The organism is Bacillus sp. GS3m_15504, assembly GCF_055825275.1.
On the sequence record NZ_JBVVNL010000001.1, the window covers coordinates 843,995 to 859,909 of the forward strand.

Annotated in this window: 22 protein-coding genes; 16 read left to right on the forward strand and 6 right to left on the reverse strand. The window is 36.3% G+C overall.

The window, feature by feature from the left end:
• Window positions 1–24 precede the first annotated feature (24 nt).
• From pdhA to AC0L0O_RS04730, 5 genes are all read left to right on the forward strand, one after another.
• Entirely contained in the window at window positions 25–1,140 is a 1,116-nt protein-coding gene (pdhA, locus tag AC0L0O_RS04710) for a pyruvate dehydrogenase E1 component subunit alpha (RefSeq protein WP_000536893.1), read from the forward strand.
• A 3-nt stretch (window positions 1,141–1,143) separates the two neighbouring features.
• On the forward strand, window positions 1,144–2,121 hold the full coding sequence (pdhB, locus tag AC0L0O_RS04715; RefSeq protein ID WP_000068166.1) for a pyruvate dehydrogenase complex E1 component subunit beta: 978 nt from the start codon (window positions 1,144–1,146) through the stop codon (window positions 2,119–2,121).
• Window positions 2,122–2,213: 92 nt separating this feature from the next.
• Window positions 2,214–3,503, forward strand: coding sequence for a pyruvate dehydrogenase complex dihydrolipoyllysine-residue acetyltransferase (gene pdhC / locus AC0L0O_RS04720; RefSeq protein ID WP_000863427.1), 1,290 nt, complete (start codon window positions 2,214–2,216; stop codon window positions 3,501–3,503).
• 5 nt (window positions 3,504–3,508) lie between these two features.
• Window positions 3,509–4,921 (forward strand): dihydrolipoyl dehydrogenase, encoded by a 1,413-nt coding sequence (gene lpdA / locus AC0L0O_RS04725; RefSeq protein ID WP_000260113.1) that lies wholly within the window; start codon window positions 3,509–3,511, stop codon window positions 4,919–4,921.
• A gap of 237 nt (window positions 4,922–5,158) precedes the next feature.
• Window positions 5,159–5,386 carry a hypothetical protein gene (locus tag AC0L0O_RS04730; protein ID WP_002156771.1) on the forward strand — a complete coding sequence of 76 codons (228 nt, stop codon included), beginning with the start codon at window positions 5,159–5,161 and terminating at the stop codon, window positions 5,384–5,386.
• A 1-nt stretch (window position 5,387) separates the two neighbouring features.
• Here AC0L0O_RS04730 and AC0L0O_RS04735 read toward each other — a convergent pair whose 3' ends face one another.
• A complete protein-coding gene (locus tag AC0L0O_RS04735; RefSeq protein ID WP_001163307.1) occupies window positions 5,388–5,780 on the reverse strand; it encodes a DUF1885 family protein in 393 nt (130 codons plus the stop codon).
• Between the two features lie 127 nt (window positions 5,781–5,907).
• On the opposite strand from AC0L0O_RS04735, the gene AC0L0O_RS04740 reads away from it, so the two are divergent.
• The 4 genes from AC0L0O_RS04740 (at window position 5,908) to AC0L0O_RS04755 (ending at window position 6,891) form a co-directional block, all read left to right on the forward strand.
• A complete protein-coding gene (locus AC0L0O_RS04740) occupies window positions 5,908–6,204 on the forward strand; it encodes a DUF3055 domain-containing protein (protein ID WP_000462033.1) in 297 nt (98 codons plus the stop codon).
• 196 nt (window positions 6,205–6,400) lie between these two features.
• Complete coding sequence (locus AC0L0O_RS04745; RefSeq protein ID WP_000536778.1) at window positions 6,401–6,529, forward strand: GapA-binding peptide SR1P; 129 nt, start codon at window positions 6,401–6,403, stop codon at window positions 6,527–6,529.
• Between the two features lie 59 nt (window positions 6,530–6,588).
• A complete protein-coding gene (locus AC0L0O_RS04750) occupies window positions 6,589–6,717 on the forward strand; it encodes a GapA-binding peptide SR1P (RefSeq protein ID WP_000536804.1) in 129 nt (42 codons plus the stop codon).
• A gap of 45 nt (window positions 6,718–6,762) precedes the next feature.
• A complete protein-coding gene (locus AC0L0O_RS04755; RefSeq protein WP_000536793.1) occupies window positions 6,763–6,891 on the forward strand; it encodes a GapA-binding peptide SR1P in 129 nt (42 codons plus the stop codon).
• Between the two features lie 34 nt (window positions 6,892–6,925).
• Here AC0L0O_RS04755 and AC0L0O_RS04760 read toward each other — a convergent pair whose 3' ends face one another.
• Window positions 6,926–7,756, reverse strand: coding sequence for a protein-glutamine gamma-glutamyltransferase (locus AC0L0O_RS04760; protein ID WP_000635328.1), 831 nt, complete (start codon window positions 7,754–7,756; stop codon window positions 6,926–6,928).
• A 75-nt stretch (window positions 7,757–7,831) separates the two neighbouring features.
• Window positions 7,832–9,304 carry an arginine decarboxylase gene (gene speA / locus AC0L0O_RS04765; RefSeq protein WP_000084880.1) on the reverse strand — a complete coding sequence of 491 codons (1,473 nt, stop codon included), beginning with the start codon at window positions 9,302–9,304 and terminating at the stop codon, window positions 7,832–7,834.
• Window positions 9,305–9,670: 366 nt separating this feature from the next.
• Between speA and AC0L0O_RS04770 the strand changes: the two genes are divergently transcribed.
• Entirely contained in the window at window positions 9,671–9,940 is a 270-nt protein-coding gene (locus AC0L0O_RS04770; protein WP_000456560.1) for a UPF0223 family protein, read from the forward strand.
• 81 nt (window positions 9,941–10,021) lie between these two features.
• On the opposite strand, the gene AC0L0O_RS04775 is transcribed toward AC0L0O_RS04770, so the two are convergent.
• On the reverse strand, window positions 10,022–10,648 hold the full coding sequence (locus AC0L0O_RS04775) for a YktB family protein (RefSeq protein ID WP_000175083.1): 627 nt from the start codon (window positions 10,646–10,648) through the stop codon (window positions 10,022–10,024).
• Between the two features lie 206 nt (window positions 10,649–10,854).
• On the opposite strand from AC0L0O_RS04775, the gene AC0L0O_RS04780 reads away from it, so the two are divergent.
• Together AC0L0O_RS04780 and AC0L0O_RS04785 are read left to right on the forward strand one after the other, a co-directional pair.
• On the forward strand, window positions 10,855–11,043 hold the full coding sequence (locus AC0L0O_RS04780; RefSeq protein ID WP_001250168.1) for a hypothetical protein: 189 nt from the start codon (window positions 10,855–10,857) through the stop codon (window positions 11,041–11,043).
• Window positions 11,044–11,131: 88 nt separating this feature from the next.
• Window positions 11,132–11,923, forward strand: coding sequence for an inositol monophosphatase family protein (locus tag AC0L0O_RS04785; RefSeq protein ID WP_001158696.1), 792 nt, complete (start codon window positions 11,132–11,134; stop codon window positions 11,921–11,923).
• A gap of 44 nt (window positions 11,924–11,967) precedes the next feature.
• On the opposite strand, the gene AC0L0O_RS04790 is transcribed toward AC0L0O_RS04785, so the two are convergent.
• On the reverse strand, window positions 11,968–12,147 hold the full coding sequence (locus AC0L0O_RS04790) for a DUF5325 family protein (protein ID WP_000400127.1): 180 nt from the start codon (window positions 12,145–12,147) through the stop codon (window positions 11,968–11,970).
• A 140-nt stretch (window positions 12,148–12,287) separates the two neighbouring features.
• Here AC0L0O_RS04790 and typA point away from each other — a divergent pair, with 140 nt between their 5' ends.
• From typA to AC0L0O_RS04805, 3 genes are all read left to right on the forward strand, one after another.
• Complete coding sequence (gene typA, locus AC0L0O_RS04795; protein ID WP_000914763.1) at window positions 12,288–14,132, forward strand: translational GTPase TypA; 1,845 nt, start codon at window positions 12,288–12,290, stop codon at window positions 14,130–14,132.
• 155 nt (window positions 14,133–14,287) lie between these two features.
• Window positions 14,288–14,590 carry a YlaH-like family protein gene (locus AC0L0O_RS04800; RefSeq protein ID WP_000893654.1) on the forward strand — a complete coding sequence of 101 codons (303 nt, stop codon included), beginning with the start codon at window positions 14,288–14,290 and terminating at the stop codon, window positions 14,588–14,590.
• Between the two features lie 14 nt (window positions 14,591–14,604).
• Window positions 14,605–14,880 (forward strand): hypothetical protein, encoded by a 276-nt coding sequence (locus AC0L0O_RS04805; RefSeq protein ID WP_001258144.1) that lies wholly within the window; start codon window positions 14,605–14,607, stop codon window positions 14,878–14,880.
• Window positions 14,881–14,915: 35 nt separating this feature from the next.
• Here the strand turns inward: AC0L0O_RS04805 and AC0L0O_RS04810 are convergent, their stop codons facing one another.
• On the reverse strand, window positions 14,916–15,116 hold the full coding sequence (locus AC0L0O_RS04810; RefSeq protein WP_001995040.1) for a YlaI family protein: 201 nt from the start codon (window positions 15,114–15,116) through the stop codon (window positions 14,916–14,918).
• Window positions 15,117–15,261: 145 nt separating this feature from the next.
• On the opposite strand from AC0L0O_RS04810, the gene AC0L0O_RS04815 reads away from it, so the two are divergent.
• The gene (locus tag AC0L0O_RS04815; RefSeq protein WP_000024581.1) at window positions 15,262–15,717 is read left to right on the forward strand and encodes a pyridoxamine 5'-phosphate oxidase family protein; all 456 of its coding nucleotides are present in this window, start codon (window positions 15,262–15,264) and stop codon (window positions 15,715–15,717) included.
• Window positions 15,718–15,915: the final 198 nt, after the last annotated feature.

Genomic DNA, 15,915 nt, shown 5'->3' on the forward strand with positions numbered 1-15,915 from the left:
TCAAGAGAGGAAGAGGTGAACGGAATGGGTACTAAAACAAAAAAGACCCTATTTAATGTTGATGAGCAAATGAAAGCTATCGCAGCTCAATTTGAAACATTACAAATTTTAAATGAAAAAGGCGAAGTTGTGAATGAAGCAGCTATGCCTGAATTATCTGATGATCAATTAAAAGAATTAATGCGCCGTATGGTGTATACTCGCGTACTAGATCAACGTTCTATTTCTTTAAACCGTCAAGGACGTTTAGGTTTCTACGCACCAACAGCTGGACAAGAGGCTTCTCAATTAGCAAGTCATTTCGCACTTGAAGCAGAAGATTTCATCTTACCAGGATATCGTGATGTGCCACAATTAGTATGGCACGGTTTACCATTATACCAAGCATTCTTATTCTCTCGTGGACATTTCATGGGTAACCAAATGCCTGAGAACGTAAATGCACTTGCTCCACAAATCATCATCGGTGCGCAAATCATCCAAACTGCTGGTGTTGCGTTAGGTATGAAATTACGTGGCAAAAAATCTGTTGCAATTACTTACACTGGTGACGGTGGTGCTTCACAAGGTGACTTCTACGAAGGTATGAACTTTGCGGGTGCATTCAAAGCTCCAGCAATCTTCGTTGTACAAAACAACCGTTATGCGATCTCTACTCCAGTAGAAAAGCAATCTGCAGCTAAAACTGTAGCACAAAAAGCAGTAGCAGCAGGTATTTACGGAATTCAAGTAGACGGTATGGATCCATTAGCTGTATACGCAGCAACTGCTTTCGCTCGTGAGCGTGCAGTAAATGGTGAAGGTCCTACTTTAATCGAGACTTTAACATTCCGTTACGGTCCACATACAATGGCTGGTGATGACCCAACTCGTTACCGTACAAAAGATATCGAGAACGAATGGGAACAAAAAGATCCAATCGTACGCTTCCGTGCATTCTTAGAAAACAAAGGCCTATGGTCTCAAGAAGTTGAAGAGAAAGTAATCGAAGAAGCAAAAGAAGATATCAAACAAGCAATTGCTAAGGCTGACCAAGCTCCAAAACAAAAAGTTACTGATTTAATGGAAATCATGTACGAAAAAATGCCTTACAACTTAGCTGAACAATATGAAATTTACAAAGAAAAGGAGTCGAAGTAAGCCATGGCTCAAATGACAATGATTCAAGCAATCACTGATGCTTTACGCGTTGAAATGAAAAATGACCCTAACGTACTTGTGTTTGGTGAAGACGTTGGTGTAAACGGCGGTGTATTCCGTGCTACTGAAGGTTTACAAGCTGAATTCGGTGAAGACCGTGTAATGGATACTCCACTTGCAGAGTCTGGTATTGGTGGACTTGCAGTTGGACTTGCACTTGAAGGATTCCGTCCAGTTCCAGAAATCCAATTCTTCGGTTTCGTTTATGAAGTAATGGATTCAATTTCTGGTCAATTAGCTCGTATGCGTTACCGTTCTGGTGGACGTTGGACTGCTCCAGTAACAGTTCGTTCTCCATTCGGTGGTGGTGTTCATACTCCTGAACTACATGCTGATAGCTTAGAAGGTTTAGTGGCTCAACAACCTGGTCTAAAAGTTGTTATTCCATCTACTCCATACGATGCAAAAGGTCTTTTAATCTCTGCGATTCGTGACAACGATCCAGTTATCTACTTAGAGCATATGAAATTGTACCGTTCATTCCGTCAAGATGTACCAGAAGGCGAATACACAATTGATTTAGGCAAAGCTGATATCAAACGTGAAGGTACAGATGTATCTGTTATCGCTTACGGTGCTATGGTTCACGCTGCATTAAAAGCTGCTGAAGAACTTGAAAAAGAAGGTATCTCTTTAGAGGTTGTTGACTTACGTACAGTTCAACCATTAGATATCGAAACAATCATCGCTTCTGTTGAAAAAACAGGCCGCGTAGTTGTAGTTCAAGAAGCTCAAAAACAAGCTGGTATTGCAGCTAACGTTGTAGCGGAAATTAACGACCGTGCAATCTTAAACTTAGAAGCTCCAGTTGTACGTGTTGCAGCTGCTGATACAGTATTCCCATTCTCTCAAGCTGAGAGCGTATGGTTACCGAACCACAAAGATATTGTTGAAGCTGTTAACAAAGTAATGAACTTCTAATTTTTACTTATTCATGTGCAAAAGAAATCAGCACATGCTGATTTCTTTTGCCATATTCCATAATAAAGAAATGAATCAGGGGGCTGAATTCCGTGGCATTTGAATTTAAACTACCAGATATCGGTGAAGGTATCCACGAAGGTGAAATCGTAAAATGGTTTATTAAACCAGGCGACGAAGTAAACGAAGACGACGTACTTCTTGAAGTACAAAATGATAAAGCAGTAGTAGAAATTCCTTCTCCTGTTAAAGGTAAAGTACTTGAAGTACTTGTAGAAGAAGGTACGGTTGCAGTAGTTGGAGATACATTAATTAAATTTGATGCTCCAGGATACGAAAACCTTAAATTTAAAGGCGACGATCATGACGAAGCTCCTAAAGCTGAAGAAGCAAAAGAAGAAGCTCCTAAAGCTGAAGCTACTCCAGCAGCAACTGCAGAAGTAGTAAATGAGCGCGTAATCGCTATGCCATCTGTTCGTAAATATGCTCGTGAAAACGGCGTAGACATTCATAAAGTAGCTGGTTCTGGTAAGAACGGTCGTATCGTAAAAGCTGACATCGATGCATTTGCAAATGGTGGACAAGCAGTAGCAGCAACTGAGGCTCCAGCAGCAGTAGAAGCTACTCCAGCAGCAGCGAAAGAAGAAGCACCAAAAGCACAACCAATCCCAGCTGGTGAATATCCAGAAACTCGTGAGAAAATGAGTGGTATCCGTAAAGCAATTGCGAAAGCAATGGTTAACTCTAAACATACAGCTCCTCACGTAACATTAATGGATGAAGTAGATGTAACTGAACTTGTTGCTCACCGTAAGAAGTTCAAAGCTGTGGCAGCTGACAAAGGTATTAAATTAACTTACCTTCCATACGTTGTTAAAGCTTTAACATCTGCATTACGTGAATACCCAATGTTAAACACTTCTTTAGATGATGCTTCTCAAGAAGTAGTTCATAAACATTACTTCAACATCGGTATCGCAGCTGATACAGACAAAGGTCTATTAGTACCAGTTGTTAAAGATACAGATCGCAAGTCTATCTTCACAATTTCTAACGAGATCAATGATCTTGCTGGTAAAGCACGTGAAGGTCGTTTAGCTCCTGCTGAAATGAAAGGCGCTTCTTGCACAATTACAAACATTGGTTCTGCAGGTGGACAATGGTTCACTCCAGTTATCAACCACCCAGAAGTAGCAATCCTTGGTATCGGCCGTATCGCTGAGAAACCAGTTGTGAAAAACGGTGAGATCGTTGCAGCTCCAGTATTAGCATTATCTCTAAGCTTTGACCATCGTTTAATTGACGGCGCAACTGCTCAAAAAGCATTAAACCAAATTAAACGTCTATTGAATGACCCACAATTATTAGTAATGGAGGCGTAATAACAATGGTAGTAGGAGATTTCCCAATTGAATTAGATACAGTCGTTGTTGGTGCAGGTCCTGGTGGATACGTTGCGGCAATTCGTGCAGCACAATTAGGTCAAAAGGTAGCAATTATTGAAAAAGCTAACCTTGGTGGCGTATGCTTAAACGTTGGATGTATTCCTTCAAAAGCGTTAATCAATGCAGGTCATCGTTATGAGAATGCAATGCATTCTGATGACATGGGTATCACTGCAGAGAACGTAAAAGTTGACTTTACAAAAGTTCAAGAATGGAAAAACGGCGTAGTTAAGAAATTAACTGGCGGTGTTGAAGGCCTTCTTAAAGGTAACAAAGTTGAAATCATTCGCGGTGAAGCTTACTTCGTAGATGCTAATACATTACGCGTTATGACTGAAGAGGCAGCTCAAACTTATACGTTTAAAAATGCTGTTCTTGCAACTGGTTCTACACCAATCGAAATTCCAGGATTCAAATACTCTAAACGTGTTATCAACTCTACAGGCGCTTTAAGCTTACCTGAAATTCCTAAAAAACTTGTTGTAATCGGCGGCGGTTACATCGGTATGGAATTAGGTACTGCATATGCTAACTTCGGTACAGAAGTTACTGTAGTAGAAGCTGGCGACGAAATCTTAGCTGGTTTCGAAAAAGCTATGAGCTCTGTTGTTAAACGTGCTCTACAGAAAAAAGGTAACGTAAATATCCATACAAAAGCTATGGCTAAAGGCGTTGAAGAAACAGAAACTGGCGTAAAAGTTAGCTTTGAAGTTAAAGGTGAAATCCAAACTGTAGAAGCAGATTACGTATTAGTAACTGTAGGTCGTCGTCCAAACACTCAAGAAATCGGTCTTGAGCAAGTTGGAGTTAAAATGACTGACCGCGGCATCATCGAAATCGATGAGCAATGTCGTACAAACGTACCAAACATCTATGCAATCGGTGATATCGTTCCTGGACCACCATTAGCTCACAAAGCTTCTTACGAAGGTAAAGTAGCTGTAGAAGCAATTAGTGGCCATGCATCAGCTATCGATTACATCGGAATTCCTGCAGTATGCTTCACTGATCCAGAATTAGCATCTGTTGGTTACACTAAGAAACAAGCTGAAGAAGCTGGAATGACTGTAACTGTATCTAAGTTCCCATTCGCTGCTAACGGTCGTGCATTATCATTAAACAGCACTGACGGTTTCTTACAACTTGTAACACGTAAAGAAGATGGTCTTCTTGTAGGTGCTCAAGTTGCAGGTGCAGGCGCTTCTGATATTATTTCTGAGATTGGTTTAGCTATCGAAGCTGGAATGACAGCAGAAGATATCGCTCAAACAATCCACGCTCACCCAACATTAGGTGAAATCACAATGGAAGCAGCTGAAGTTGCTCTTGGAATGCCAATTCACATTGTAAAATAATTTAAGTAATGAAAATAGCCCCTCTCTTTTAAAGAGAGGGGCTATTTTTTATTTTATAATAAAAATGGCTTGCAAGGTCTTTATTTGTACTTGTCGAATGAATATATAATACTTTAATTGAATCGTTAGAACATATATGAAACCTAAAGCCATATATATGCTTTCGTATAATATGTAATTGATTCAAACTTAATCCCATATATTAATAAAATAGAGCATGTCAAAGGAGAAGGTTCCATGAGAATATTACATGTTATATTTTATCATTTTTTATTATGGAGTGGTTTTTCGATTGTCTTATCATTGTCCAATGGTGATAAGTTGCATTATAAAGTCATTCTATTTTTTGTATTTCTGTATTTGGCATATGTGATCGCATACTTTGTATTGCAAATTAGAAAGCAGGCATTATTCCTTACATGTTCAAATTGCATACTTTTCTTAATTATATTTTCTATTTTTTAAATTAACGTTTATAGAAATACATTGTTCTTCCATTAAATAATTGTAACTCTCCTTCTAATTTCTTCGCTAGAAAACGGCAAAATTCATTTGCTTTTCCTTTATCACCAAATGTTGCATTTGGTGGCAAAGAAATCTGAATATAAGATTGTTCCTTTTCTATACCGACACCAACATAGATGGAGTCATATCGATCGTGAGTAGATTGTAGTTTTAATGTTGTTGTTGAAGTATCTAAAATGTCATAAGGAAAAGCCGTATTTGTATAGGCGTAATTAATTTGAACACCAGTTTTGGAAGTAACTGTTTTATAATAATGAAAAAGTTGTTTTATATCATCTATTGAAACAGATTGTTGATTGGATTTAGGTACAAGCGTAATAAAGGCATGTTGCATATAAGTTCCCCCTAACTAAGTAGAATACTACCATTCTACATCCTACTGAATTTTTTGACAATTAAAAGGAGTATTCCTTTTTTTGTTTAATATATTAATGAAAGGTGATGTGGAAAGGTGGAAACCGATGTTTGAAAAATTGTATGATGAGCATGAAAGTGTGAAGGTACGATTTTTGGGGTTTATGACACATGATACTCGTTATGATTTTGGTGTTATTTATACAAATATGTTCTTTGGAAAGCCACTTATTGTTTGCATGCAAACAGGGAAGTCAACTTTACTTGGACGAGATGATGTGGAGAATATTCAATATTTACAGGAAGTTTTCAAATTAGGCTCAGAAGAGGAAGCAACTGAGTTATCTCAGTTTTTCTCATTTCTAGTTCCATCTACATCTTTGCATGCGGAATACGAAGAATAAATAATGTAAAACAGTCGTACGTATAAATATGGCTGTTTTTTTGTTTGAATATCGCATACTAATTTAAATTTAAAATATTTAATGTGTTATACTAAAAACCTATTGACGTAAAAAGTATAACATATTAAAATAAAGACAGAAAGTTAAGCGGTTACAAAAAAGTTTTTGGGATTATAAACTTAGGGGGAAATGAAAAATGGGAACAATCGTATGTCAAGATTGTGAAGGTACAATTGCACACTTCGAGGATGAGAAAGTAACAGTACTTTACGGGAAATGTGGATCTTGCGGATGTGATCACACAGAGCATACAAAAGCCCAATAATTGATAGGAAATGGACAGCTGAAAGTTTTTAGGACCATAAACTTAGGGGGAAATAAAAAATGGGAACAATCGTATGCCAAGTATGTGAAGGAACAATCGGACATTTTGAAGATGAAAAAACGACAGTACTTTACGGAAAATGCGGAACAAATTGTGACTGTGCTAGTAAAGATAATGCGAAAGCTTAATGATAAATAAGTAGATTACTATTAAAACTCAGGGGGAAATGAAAAATGGGAACAATCGTATGCCAAGTATGTGAAGGAACAATCGGACATTTTGAAGATGAAAAATCAACAGTACTTTACGGAAAATGTGGATCTCATTGCGACTGTGACCATAAAGAACATTCAAAAGCTTAAATAAAAAAAGCGCCTACATATGTAGGTGCTTTTTTTAATAAACTGTAGTTGTGTTGCCAACTGTTGCAACGATTGCATCATCTCTAATCGGAATAAATCCTATGGATGTCTGTGGTGTATTAGGAGAAGCGTGGTAGCTCATGAGACGGCTATCAATACGGGTAATAGTATCGGTTAAGAAAGCAGAAATAAAAGCGTAAGGGACTCGTCGCTCATTTAATGCGTATATAATTTCTTCTTTTGTTTTTACACCTACGCCATGCCCATAAAAAAAGAAATTTCCTAGATAGATTGTATTTTCTCCTTGCCACTCGATTGTAGCTGGATTCACTTGTGGATTTTTAAAGTAAACGAGATCACCTGGGACAAGATCGCCACCTGTCTTTGTTATGAGCTTTAAATCTTGATCGTAGTCCCACGTATAAAGTAAAAGGTTTGCAAAGAGACGGTTGAAAGTTTCTTTCTCATACAATGATAGTAAAGCTTTGTAAAAAATAATGATCATAGCGGTGGCACATTCAGTTCCATATAGTTTTCCGTTTTTGAAAATATCTTGTATGGCAATGGAAGGGGGTATGTTTGGAAGGAGCTCGAATCCTCCAAGAGACGTTCTTTTCCAATATTGAGGGTTGCAAAAAGATTGTTGAAATGTGCGAAACTGAAAACCACTTTGAAAAAGTTCTAATGCAGAAGTAATAATATTAACGCGCAAATTTAGATCAAAGCTGAGTTCATCGGATGTTCGAAAGGAATAGATTTCTTGATTTCCTGCCATTATAGATAAAATTTGTTGTTTCTCAGCTGCAAATGGCTCATATTCATTTGTGATATAAGGATGTACAATAGAACGGCCTATTACAATCATAGTAGTATCCCCACCTATACGTTACATTACATAATATCGTATGAGAAAAGGGAAAAAGGGTGAAAAAAAAGCCTATCAACTGATAGGCTTGTACTCTTTGATCACGCGTAATGTTTGTAATGTCATATCTTCAGGACCTTGTACAGGTAAACCTGCTTCTAAGTTTTTACGAATATACTCTAAGTTGTCTTGTGTAATAATTTCCCCCGGAGTAAAGATTGGAATCCCTGGCGGATAAACCATAACGAAATCAGCTATAATACGACCTGCTGCATTTTCAAATGGGATGACTTCTGTTTCCGAATAAAAAGCATCTCGAGGAGAAAGTGCTAACACAGGTATTTCTGGAATTTCTACTTGTATTCGAACACCTTTATCAGCTTTATTTTTAAATATTGCTGATAAATCTTGTAATGCTGCAATAAGTGTATTCGTCTCACTTTCTGTATCCCCAAAAGTGACAAGACATAGTATGTTGTATAAATCTGAGAGTTCTACTTCAATGTTATATTGCTCTCTAAGCCATACTTCAGCCTGATGGCCTGTAATACCTAAATCTTTTACAGATACAATTATCTTTGTAGGATCATAGTTAAAAGTAGCATCCGTACCTAGCATTTCTTTCCCTGGACAGTAAAGATGTTCAATATCATTTATAGCATTACGAACTTGTTCCGCTAATTGTATTGTTTGTTCTATGAGCGCCTTTCCTTCTGTAGCAAGACGTTTTCTAGCAACATCTAGGGAGGCTAACAAGATGTAAGACGTTGATGTAGTCGTAAGCATGCTAATAATAGATTGAACATGTTTTACGTTCACAAGGCCTTCTTTTACATTAAGAATAGAGCTTTGCGTTAAAGATCCACCTAATTTGTGAACACTCGTTGCTGCCATATCTGCACCGGCTTGCATCGCTGACATCGGCAGTTCATCGTGAAAATGAATATGAACACCATGAGCCTCATCAACGAGTACAGGGATATCGTAAGAATGTGCTAATTGTACAATCTGTTCTAAGTCCGCAGCAAAGCCAAAGTATGTTGGATTAATAACAAGTAAGCCTTTCGCATCTGAGTGCTCTTCAAGTGCTTTTTTGACAGATTGGATTGTGATTCCATGTGAAATACCAAGTTTTGGATCGATTTCAGGATGCATGAAAATAGGTTTTGCACCTGAGAAAATAATAGCTGACATTACTGATTTATGCACGTTTCGTGGCACTAGTATTTTGTCACCAGGACCGCAAACGCTCATCACCATTGTCATTATTGCGCCACTTGTACCTTGAATAGAAAAGAAAGTATGATCCGCACCAAATGCAGCGGCTGCTAAATCTTGTGCTTCTTTAATCATACCTTTTGGATGATGTAAATCATCGAGCGGCGCAATGTTAATTAAATCAATTGCTAATGCATTATGCCCAATAAATTCGCGAAATTCAGGATCCATGCCTTGCCCTTTTTTATGACCTGGAATATGGAATTGAATTGGATTTCGCTTACTGTGCTCAACTAAAGCGGTAAACAATGGTGTTTCGTATTGGGACAATCTATACACCCCTTCTTTTTTTAATATTTATTAGAGTTTGTTTTATATAATCTTGTTCTAAAAAAGTTAAGTTCTTTTTTAGAATGAGACTTGTTTTTCTGCCATTCACAAAAGCTTTTTTGAGATGGGAGCTTCACTTTATTTCCTATAAAACAAAAGCATTATATCACCAATAATTATAGATGTATAGCAAAAAATATTTTTACGGTGAGTATGTTAAATAGTTGTTCCCTACTAACTTCTAGAGGAAGACAATGCCATTAAAATAAATAAATAGTGTATAATGCAAAGTGGCTATACTGAAGAAGAAAAAAATTCTTTAAAATAGCGAGTTGAAATAAGAAGAAATGATAAATGAGGTGCAAAATGGAATATCAATATCCGTTAGATTATGATTGGTCAAATGAAGAAATGGTTACAATGGTGAAGTTTTATGAAGCGATTGAGAAAGCATATGAAAAAGGAATTATAAGAGAAGAGTTAATGGGATTATATCGTCGTTTTAAAGAGATTGTTCCGTCCAAAGCGGAAGAAAAGAAAATTGATAAAGAGTTTCAAGAAGTAAGTGGGTATTCTATATACCGTGCGATTCAAAGGGCTAAAGAAATTGAAGAACAAAAGCTTGTGAAAATGTAAAAAATATTTTGAAAAATAAAAACTGAAGTGATATAATGTGATAACAACTAAAAACGGACAATATAAATTGTCCGTTTTCTACTATCGATTACAAAGTGCATATAAAGGAAGGAGTGATTGCATCGTAGATTCAATCTTAGCAAGGAATTGTTCGTTGGTCATTGCTGAAAACTCCTCTGGTGATATATGAATACCAACTAATAATTCTGCTTTTTTCACAGTGGCTAGACGTTCAATCATCTTTTGTAAGTCTTCTGTTTCAAGTGTTTTATGTAATTTTACACTTGGTTTAGTATGGTCAATGGACCAAACGAAGTCATTTGGAATATTTGTTTTTAAATCATTTAAATGTTCTAAGAAGGCGTGAGCCGTCTCCACTTTTTGTGGACACTCATAGATTAAACCAAAGTATATGAAGGCATGAGTACCCCATAATCCAATTTGGAAATGTGGTAGCATTTTATATCCGCGTTTATTTGTTGAAAAAGCAACCCAAGTATCGTTTGGTGGATTGACTTTGCGACGTGCGTGTTTTGCTACATGATAAAAAAAGTTCTCATCAGTTTGTTTGGATAAATATGCTGCAAACTGTTCCCCTAAAGCTTCTAGCTTAGGATGAATGTTCGTTTTAATTGCACTCATTCGTTCTTCGAGACCATCAACTGTAAAGACCTCAAAATCAGTTGATTTGAATGTTTGTAGTGTCATGATTGTTCCTCCAACTCCTATTTTGCTTTTATTTTAGCATAGCTTGTACTATTCATAAAAAAAACAGCACAAAAAAATTTAAATAAAAAAATATAATTTTGTTGCATAGATGATTTATCCAACATAGTATAGTATAAAACAAAAAATCAGAAAATTGAATCAATTCTAGTCCGAGGGCAGACGAATATTGGGAGGAGGCAAATAATATGAGACAGGTGATTAATGCGTTAAAGAGAACAGATGCTGAAAAGAGAATACCGGTGCTACGTTTGGAGCTAGATTATGAATTAGCAACTTTATATGATGCGATGATGGAAAATGATAAACAGAAAAAAGAAGAGTGTGTACAAAAGTTAGAAGTGTTAAGACTTGAAATGATTCGTTTAGAAGCGTAATAATAGTATATGTATAAAAAATTAGTTGGTGCGAACCTTATAAAGGGTTCGTTTTTTCTGTGAACAGTATAGATCGGAGTGTTTAAACATGCAAGAAGTATGGAAAGACATCGATGCACACGCCAAACAGTGGATTCGGGATGCAGGAGAGCATTTAATGGCATCAATGAAAAAAGCACTTATTATAGAAACAAAATCAAATGCAGCTGATTTAGTAACAAATATGGACCGAGAAATAGAACAGTTTTTAATTGGGAAAATTAAAGAAACATTCCCACATCATAATATTTTAGGTGAAGAGGGCTATGGAGACGAGGTAACTTCTTCTGACGGGGTTGTTTGGTTAATTGATCCAATTGACGGCACGATGAACTTTGTTCACCAAAAAAGAAATTTTGCGATTTCAATTGGGATTTATGAGAACGGTATCGGAAAGATTGGACTTATTTATGATCCAGTTCATGATGAATTATATCATGCGTTAAAAGGGGCTGGAGCATTTTGTAATGAAGTACCAATACCTTTATTACAAAGAGGTACTGTAGAGCAAGGTATTGTAGCTTTAAATGCGATATGGCTTACCGACAATCCATTGCTTAATATGGAAAGTATGATGGCACTTGTTAAGAAAGCAAGAGGTACGAGATCATATGGCTGTGCAGCATTAGAGATGGTATACGTTGCAACCGGAAGAATCGATGCATATGTAACGCCAAGATTATCACCATGGGATTTTGGTGGGGGACAGATAATTGTAGAAGAAGTTGGAGGTAAGGTAACAACATTCTCCGGAACGCCACTTTCTATCGTAGAGAAGAGTAGCGTGTTAGTTGCGAAGCCAGGGGTGTATGAAGAAGTGTTATCGTTTATATCGAAGTAACAAAAAAAGTAAGAGGCTGTAAATAGGCTTCTTACTTTTTGACGTTATTGCGATTTACGCATTTTTCTTTTTGTTACAAAACCGTATCCAACTGTAACAAATGTGCCGATAATGCAAATAATAATACCGATGGGACTATTTTCAGCAATCATAATGCCGATACCAATTAAGAAAATAACACCGATAATTGCAGTTAATAAAAAGCGATATTGAATGTGTTCCATTTCTTCACCCTCCAATCTCATTTTACTTTCACAAAAGTAAGAATACAACTATATTTTCATTCTTGATTTTATTTTAATTGCTATTGTATCCCCTTCGCTCTTATAATAGAGAAGGATTAAAAAGACATTAGGAGTTGGACATGTTGAAAAAACGACAAGATTTACGTAATATAGCAATTATTGCCCACGTTGACCATGGTAAAACAACACTTGTTGACCAGTTATTACGTCAAGCGGGGACTTTCCGTGCGAACGAACACGTTGAAGAACGCGCAATGGATTCAAATGATCTAGAAAGAGAACGCGGTATTACAATTTTAGCGAAAAATACTGCGATTCACTATGAAGATAAAAGAATTAACATTTTAGATACACCAGGTCACGCTGACTTCGGTGGAGAAGTAGAACGTATTATGAAAATGGTTGATGGTGTATTACTTGTTGTTGATGCATATGAAGGTTGTATGCCACAAACACGATTTGTTTTAAAGAAAGCTCTTGAGCAAAACTTAACTCCAATCGTAGTTGTAAATAAAATTGACCGTGACTTCGCTCGTCCTGATGAAGTAGTTGATGAAGTAATCGACTTATTCATCGAACTTGGTGCAAACGAAGATCAATTAGAGTTCCCAGTTGTATTTGCATCAGCAATGAACGGAACAGCAAGCTTAGATTCAAACCCAGCAAATCAAGAAGAGAATATGAAATCATTATTTGATACAATTATTGAACATATTCCTGCACCAATTGATAACAGCGAAGAGCCACTTCAATTCCAAGTAGCACTTCTTGATTACAACGACTATGTTGGACGTATCGGGGTTGGACGCGTATTCCGCGGTACAATGAAGGTTGGACAACAAGTTGCTTTAATGAAAGTAGACGGAAGTGTAAAACAATTCCGCGTAACGAAACTATTTGGTTATATGGGATTAAAACGTCAAGAAATTGAAGAAGCAAAAGCTGGAGACTTAGTAGCTGTTTCTGGTATGGAAGACATTAACGTAGGTGAAACAGTATGTCCAGTTGAACATCAAGATGCGTTACCATTATTACGTATTGATGAGCCAACACTACAAATGACATTCCTTGTAAATAACAGCCCATTTGCAGGTCGTGAAGGTAAATACATTACATCTCGTAAAATTGAAGAGCGTCTTCGTTCACAATTAGAAACAGATGTAAGTTTACGTGTAGATAATACAGAATCTCCTGATGCGTGGATCGTATCTGGACGTGGGGAACTACATTTATCTATCTTAATCGAAAACATGCGTCGTGAAGGTTATGAACTACAAGTATCTAAACCAGAAGTAATCATTAAAGAAGTTGATGGCGTAAGATGTGAGCCTGTAGAGCGTGTGCAAATTGATGTACCTGAAGAATACACTGGTTCTATTATGGAATCTATGGGTGCACGTAAAGGTGAAATGTTAGATATGGTGAATAACGGAAACGGTCAAGTTCGCCTTACTTTCATGGTTCCAGCACGTGGTTTAATTGGTTACACAACAGAATTCTTAACATTAACTCGTGGTTACGGTATTTTAAACCATACATTCGATTGCTACCAACCAGTACACGCTGGACAAGTTGGTGGACGTCGTCAAGGTGTTCTAGTTTCACTTGAAACAGGAAAAGCATCACAATACGGTATTATGCAAGTTGAAGACCGTGGTGTAATCTTCGTTGAACCAGGTACAGAAGTATATGCTGGTATGATTGTTGGAGAACACACTCGTGAGAATGACTTAACAGTTAACGTTGTGAAAATGAAACAACAAACTAACATTCGTTCTGCGACAAAAGATCAAACTTCAACAATGAAAAAACCACGCTTAATGACTTTAGAAGAGTCATTAGAGTACTTAAACGATGACGAGTTCTGTGAAGTAACTCCAGAATCAATTCGTTTACGTAAAAAGATTCTTGATAAGAGCGAACGTGAAAGAGCTGCTAAGAAAAAGAAATCTGTAGAAGCGTAAAAAATAGAACAGCTATCTTAATTTAAGGTAGCTGTTTTTTTATGTTTATTTTTTAGAATATTTACTCTTTTTAGTGGACAGTATTTTTTTTGCGGGTTACTCTTGTATTAAGTGCATAAAGAAATTTTATTTTTTATGAGAAGGGGGGATAAATAATGTTAGAAAGAATGTCGTTTTTTGCGAAATTATGTAAAGTTGATGAAAATCCAGAACTAGGGATGTGGTTACTGTATGGCATCATTATTATATTAAGTGCAATTGTGTATAATTTAGGTTTTGCAAGAAAATTATCCATAATAAAAAATATAGTGATATATATATCGTTAGCGATTGGGTGTACAGTGTTAACTTTCTTTGCAGTTTTTTTACCTGTTGGAGAGGGGCTTGTTGTAGCGGCGATTGTACTTGGGATGTATAGATTACGATTACGACAAGCGAGACAACAAAAAGCAGGGTGAGGGGGCGAAGTTTTATGCGTTCAGTACAAGATGCATTATATAATTGGTTAACAATTAAAACAGTTGCCGAAGCACGTCCGGATGATAGTGCTGCAAAAGAAACGTATTTGTTATTTCAAAATATGATATATGAAGAACACAAATTGAAGAATGTGGAAGTTAAAAAGAACGAGGAAATGTATTTAGTTACATATGAAATCGATGGGGAAAGAAAATCTGCAAGGTTTCCATTAGAAGCTATTGATTGTTTCTTGGATCAGATGAATCGTGAACCCGAAAAATATAAATAAGTCCTTATCTATATGATTAAGGACTTATTTACATTTTACCAATCGTCTTCGACTTTTTTATCACGATATAATCGAAAATTACCACTTGCATGACGTTCCATCGTACGTTCTGCAATTCGTTCCGAACATTCCATGCACATATATGTATGAATAGGGCGATTACGCAGTTTTTTTGCCATAGGATTTTCATCATCTAACATATCTTTTTTATCACAAATCATACATTTGACTCTCATTTCGTCACCTCAATACGAATTCTATCAGTATAAGTATATCATGGAAGTATAATGTTTTTGAATAATAGTGGGAAAAAATAATATTTTCGCAATTCGAAAAATAGGTTATGATAAGGATACATCAAGTATATTTGGGGGTGGAAATATGGCGAATGTAGTAGAGCCTACATTAACAGATGATTTAGTACAAACGTTGCGTAAAGATTGTATTGTTATGGTAGCAACAACAGATTTTGAAAAACAAGTTCCTAACGTAAGTGCTATTTCTTGGGTGTATGCAGTGAGTAAAACTAGTATTCGATTTGCAGTAGATCAACGTTCACGTATTGTGGAAAATATACGGCATAGTACTGGAGTGGTATTGACTATAATGGCAAATGAATCCGTATTTTCCATAAGTGGTGCAGGTGAAATTTTGACTGATAGAATGGAAAGCATTCCTCTAAAGTTAACTGTAATAGAAGTAAATGTGAAAGAAGTACGTGATGTTATGTTTTATGGTGCGAAACTTGCAACTGAACCAACATATGAAAAAACATATGATCTTCGGGCAGCAAAAAAGCTCGATAACCAAGTGTTAGTAGGAATGAAAGAATTATAAATTTAATAAATAAGAAAGTCAGTTAGTAACTTTTGTAATCAGTTATTGTGATTTTATGTTAATAATTATAATTAAAAGTAATATATTGAATAGAAATGAATAAAAAATAAATAAAAGGTTTAATGGCTATAAATTTCGATTCTACCTCGTTTATACGGTACATATAATTATAACAATGGTTCGTCCATATTGTTATGG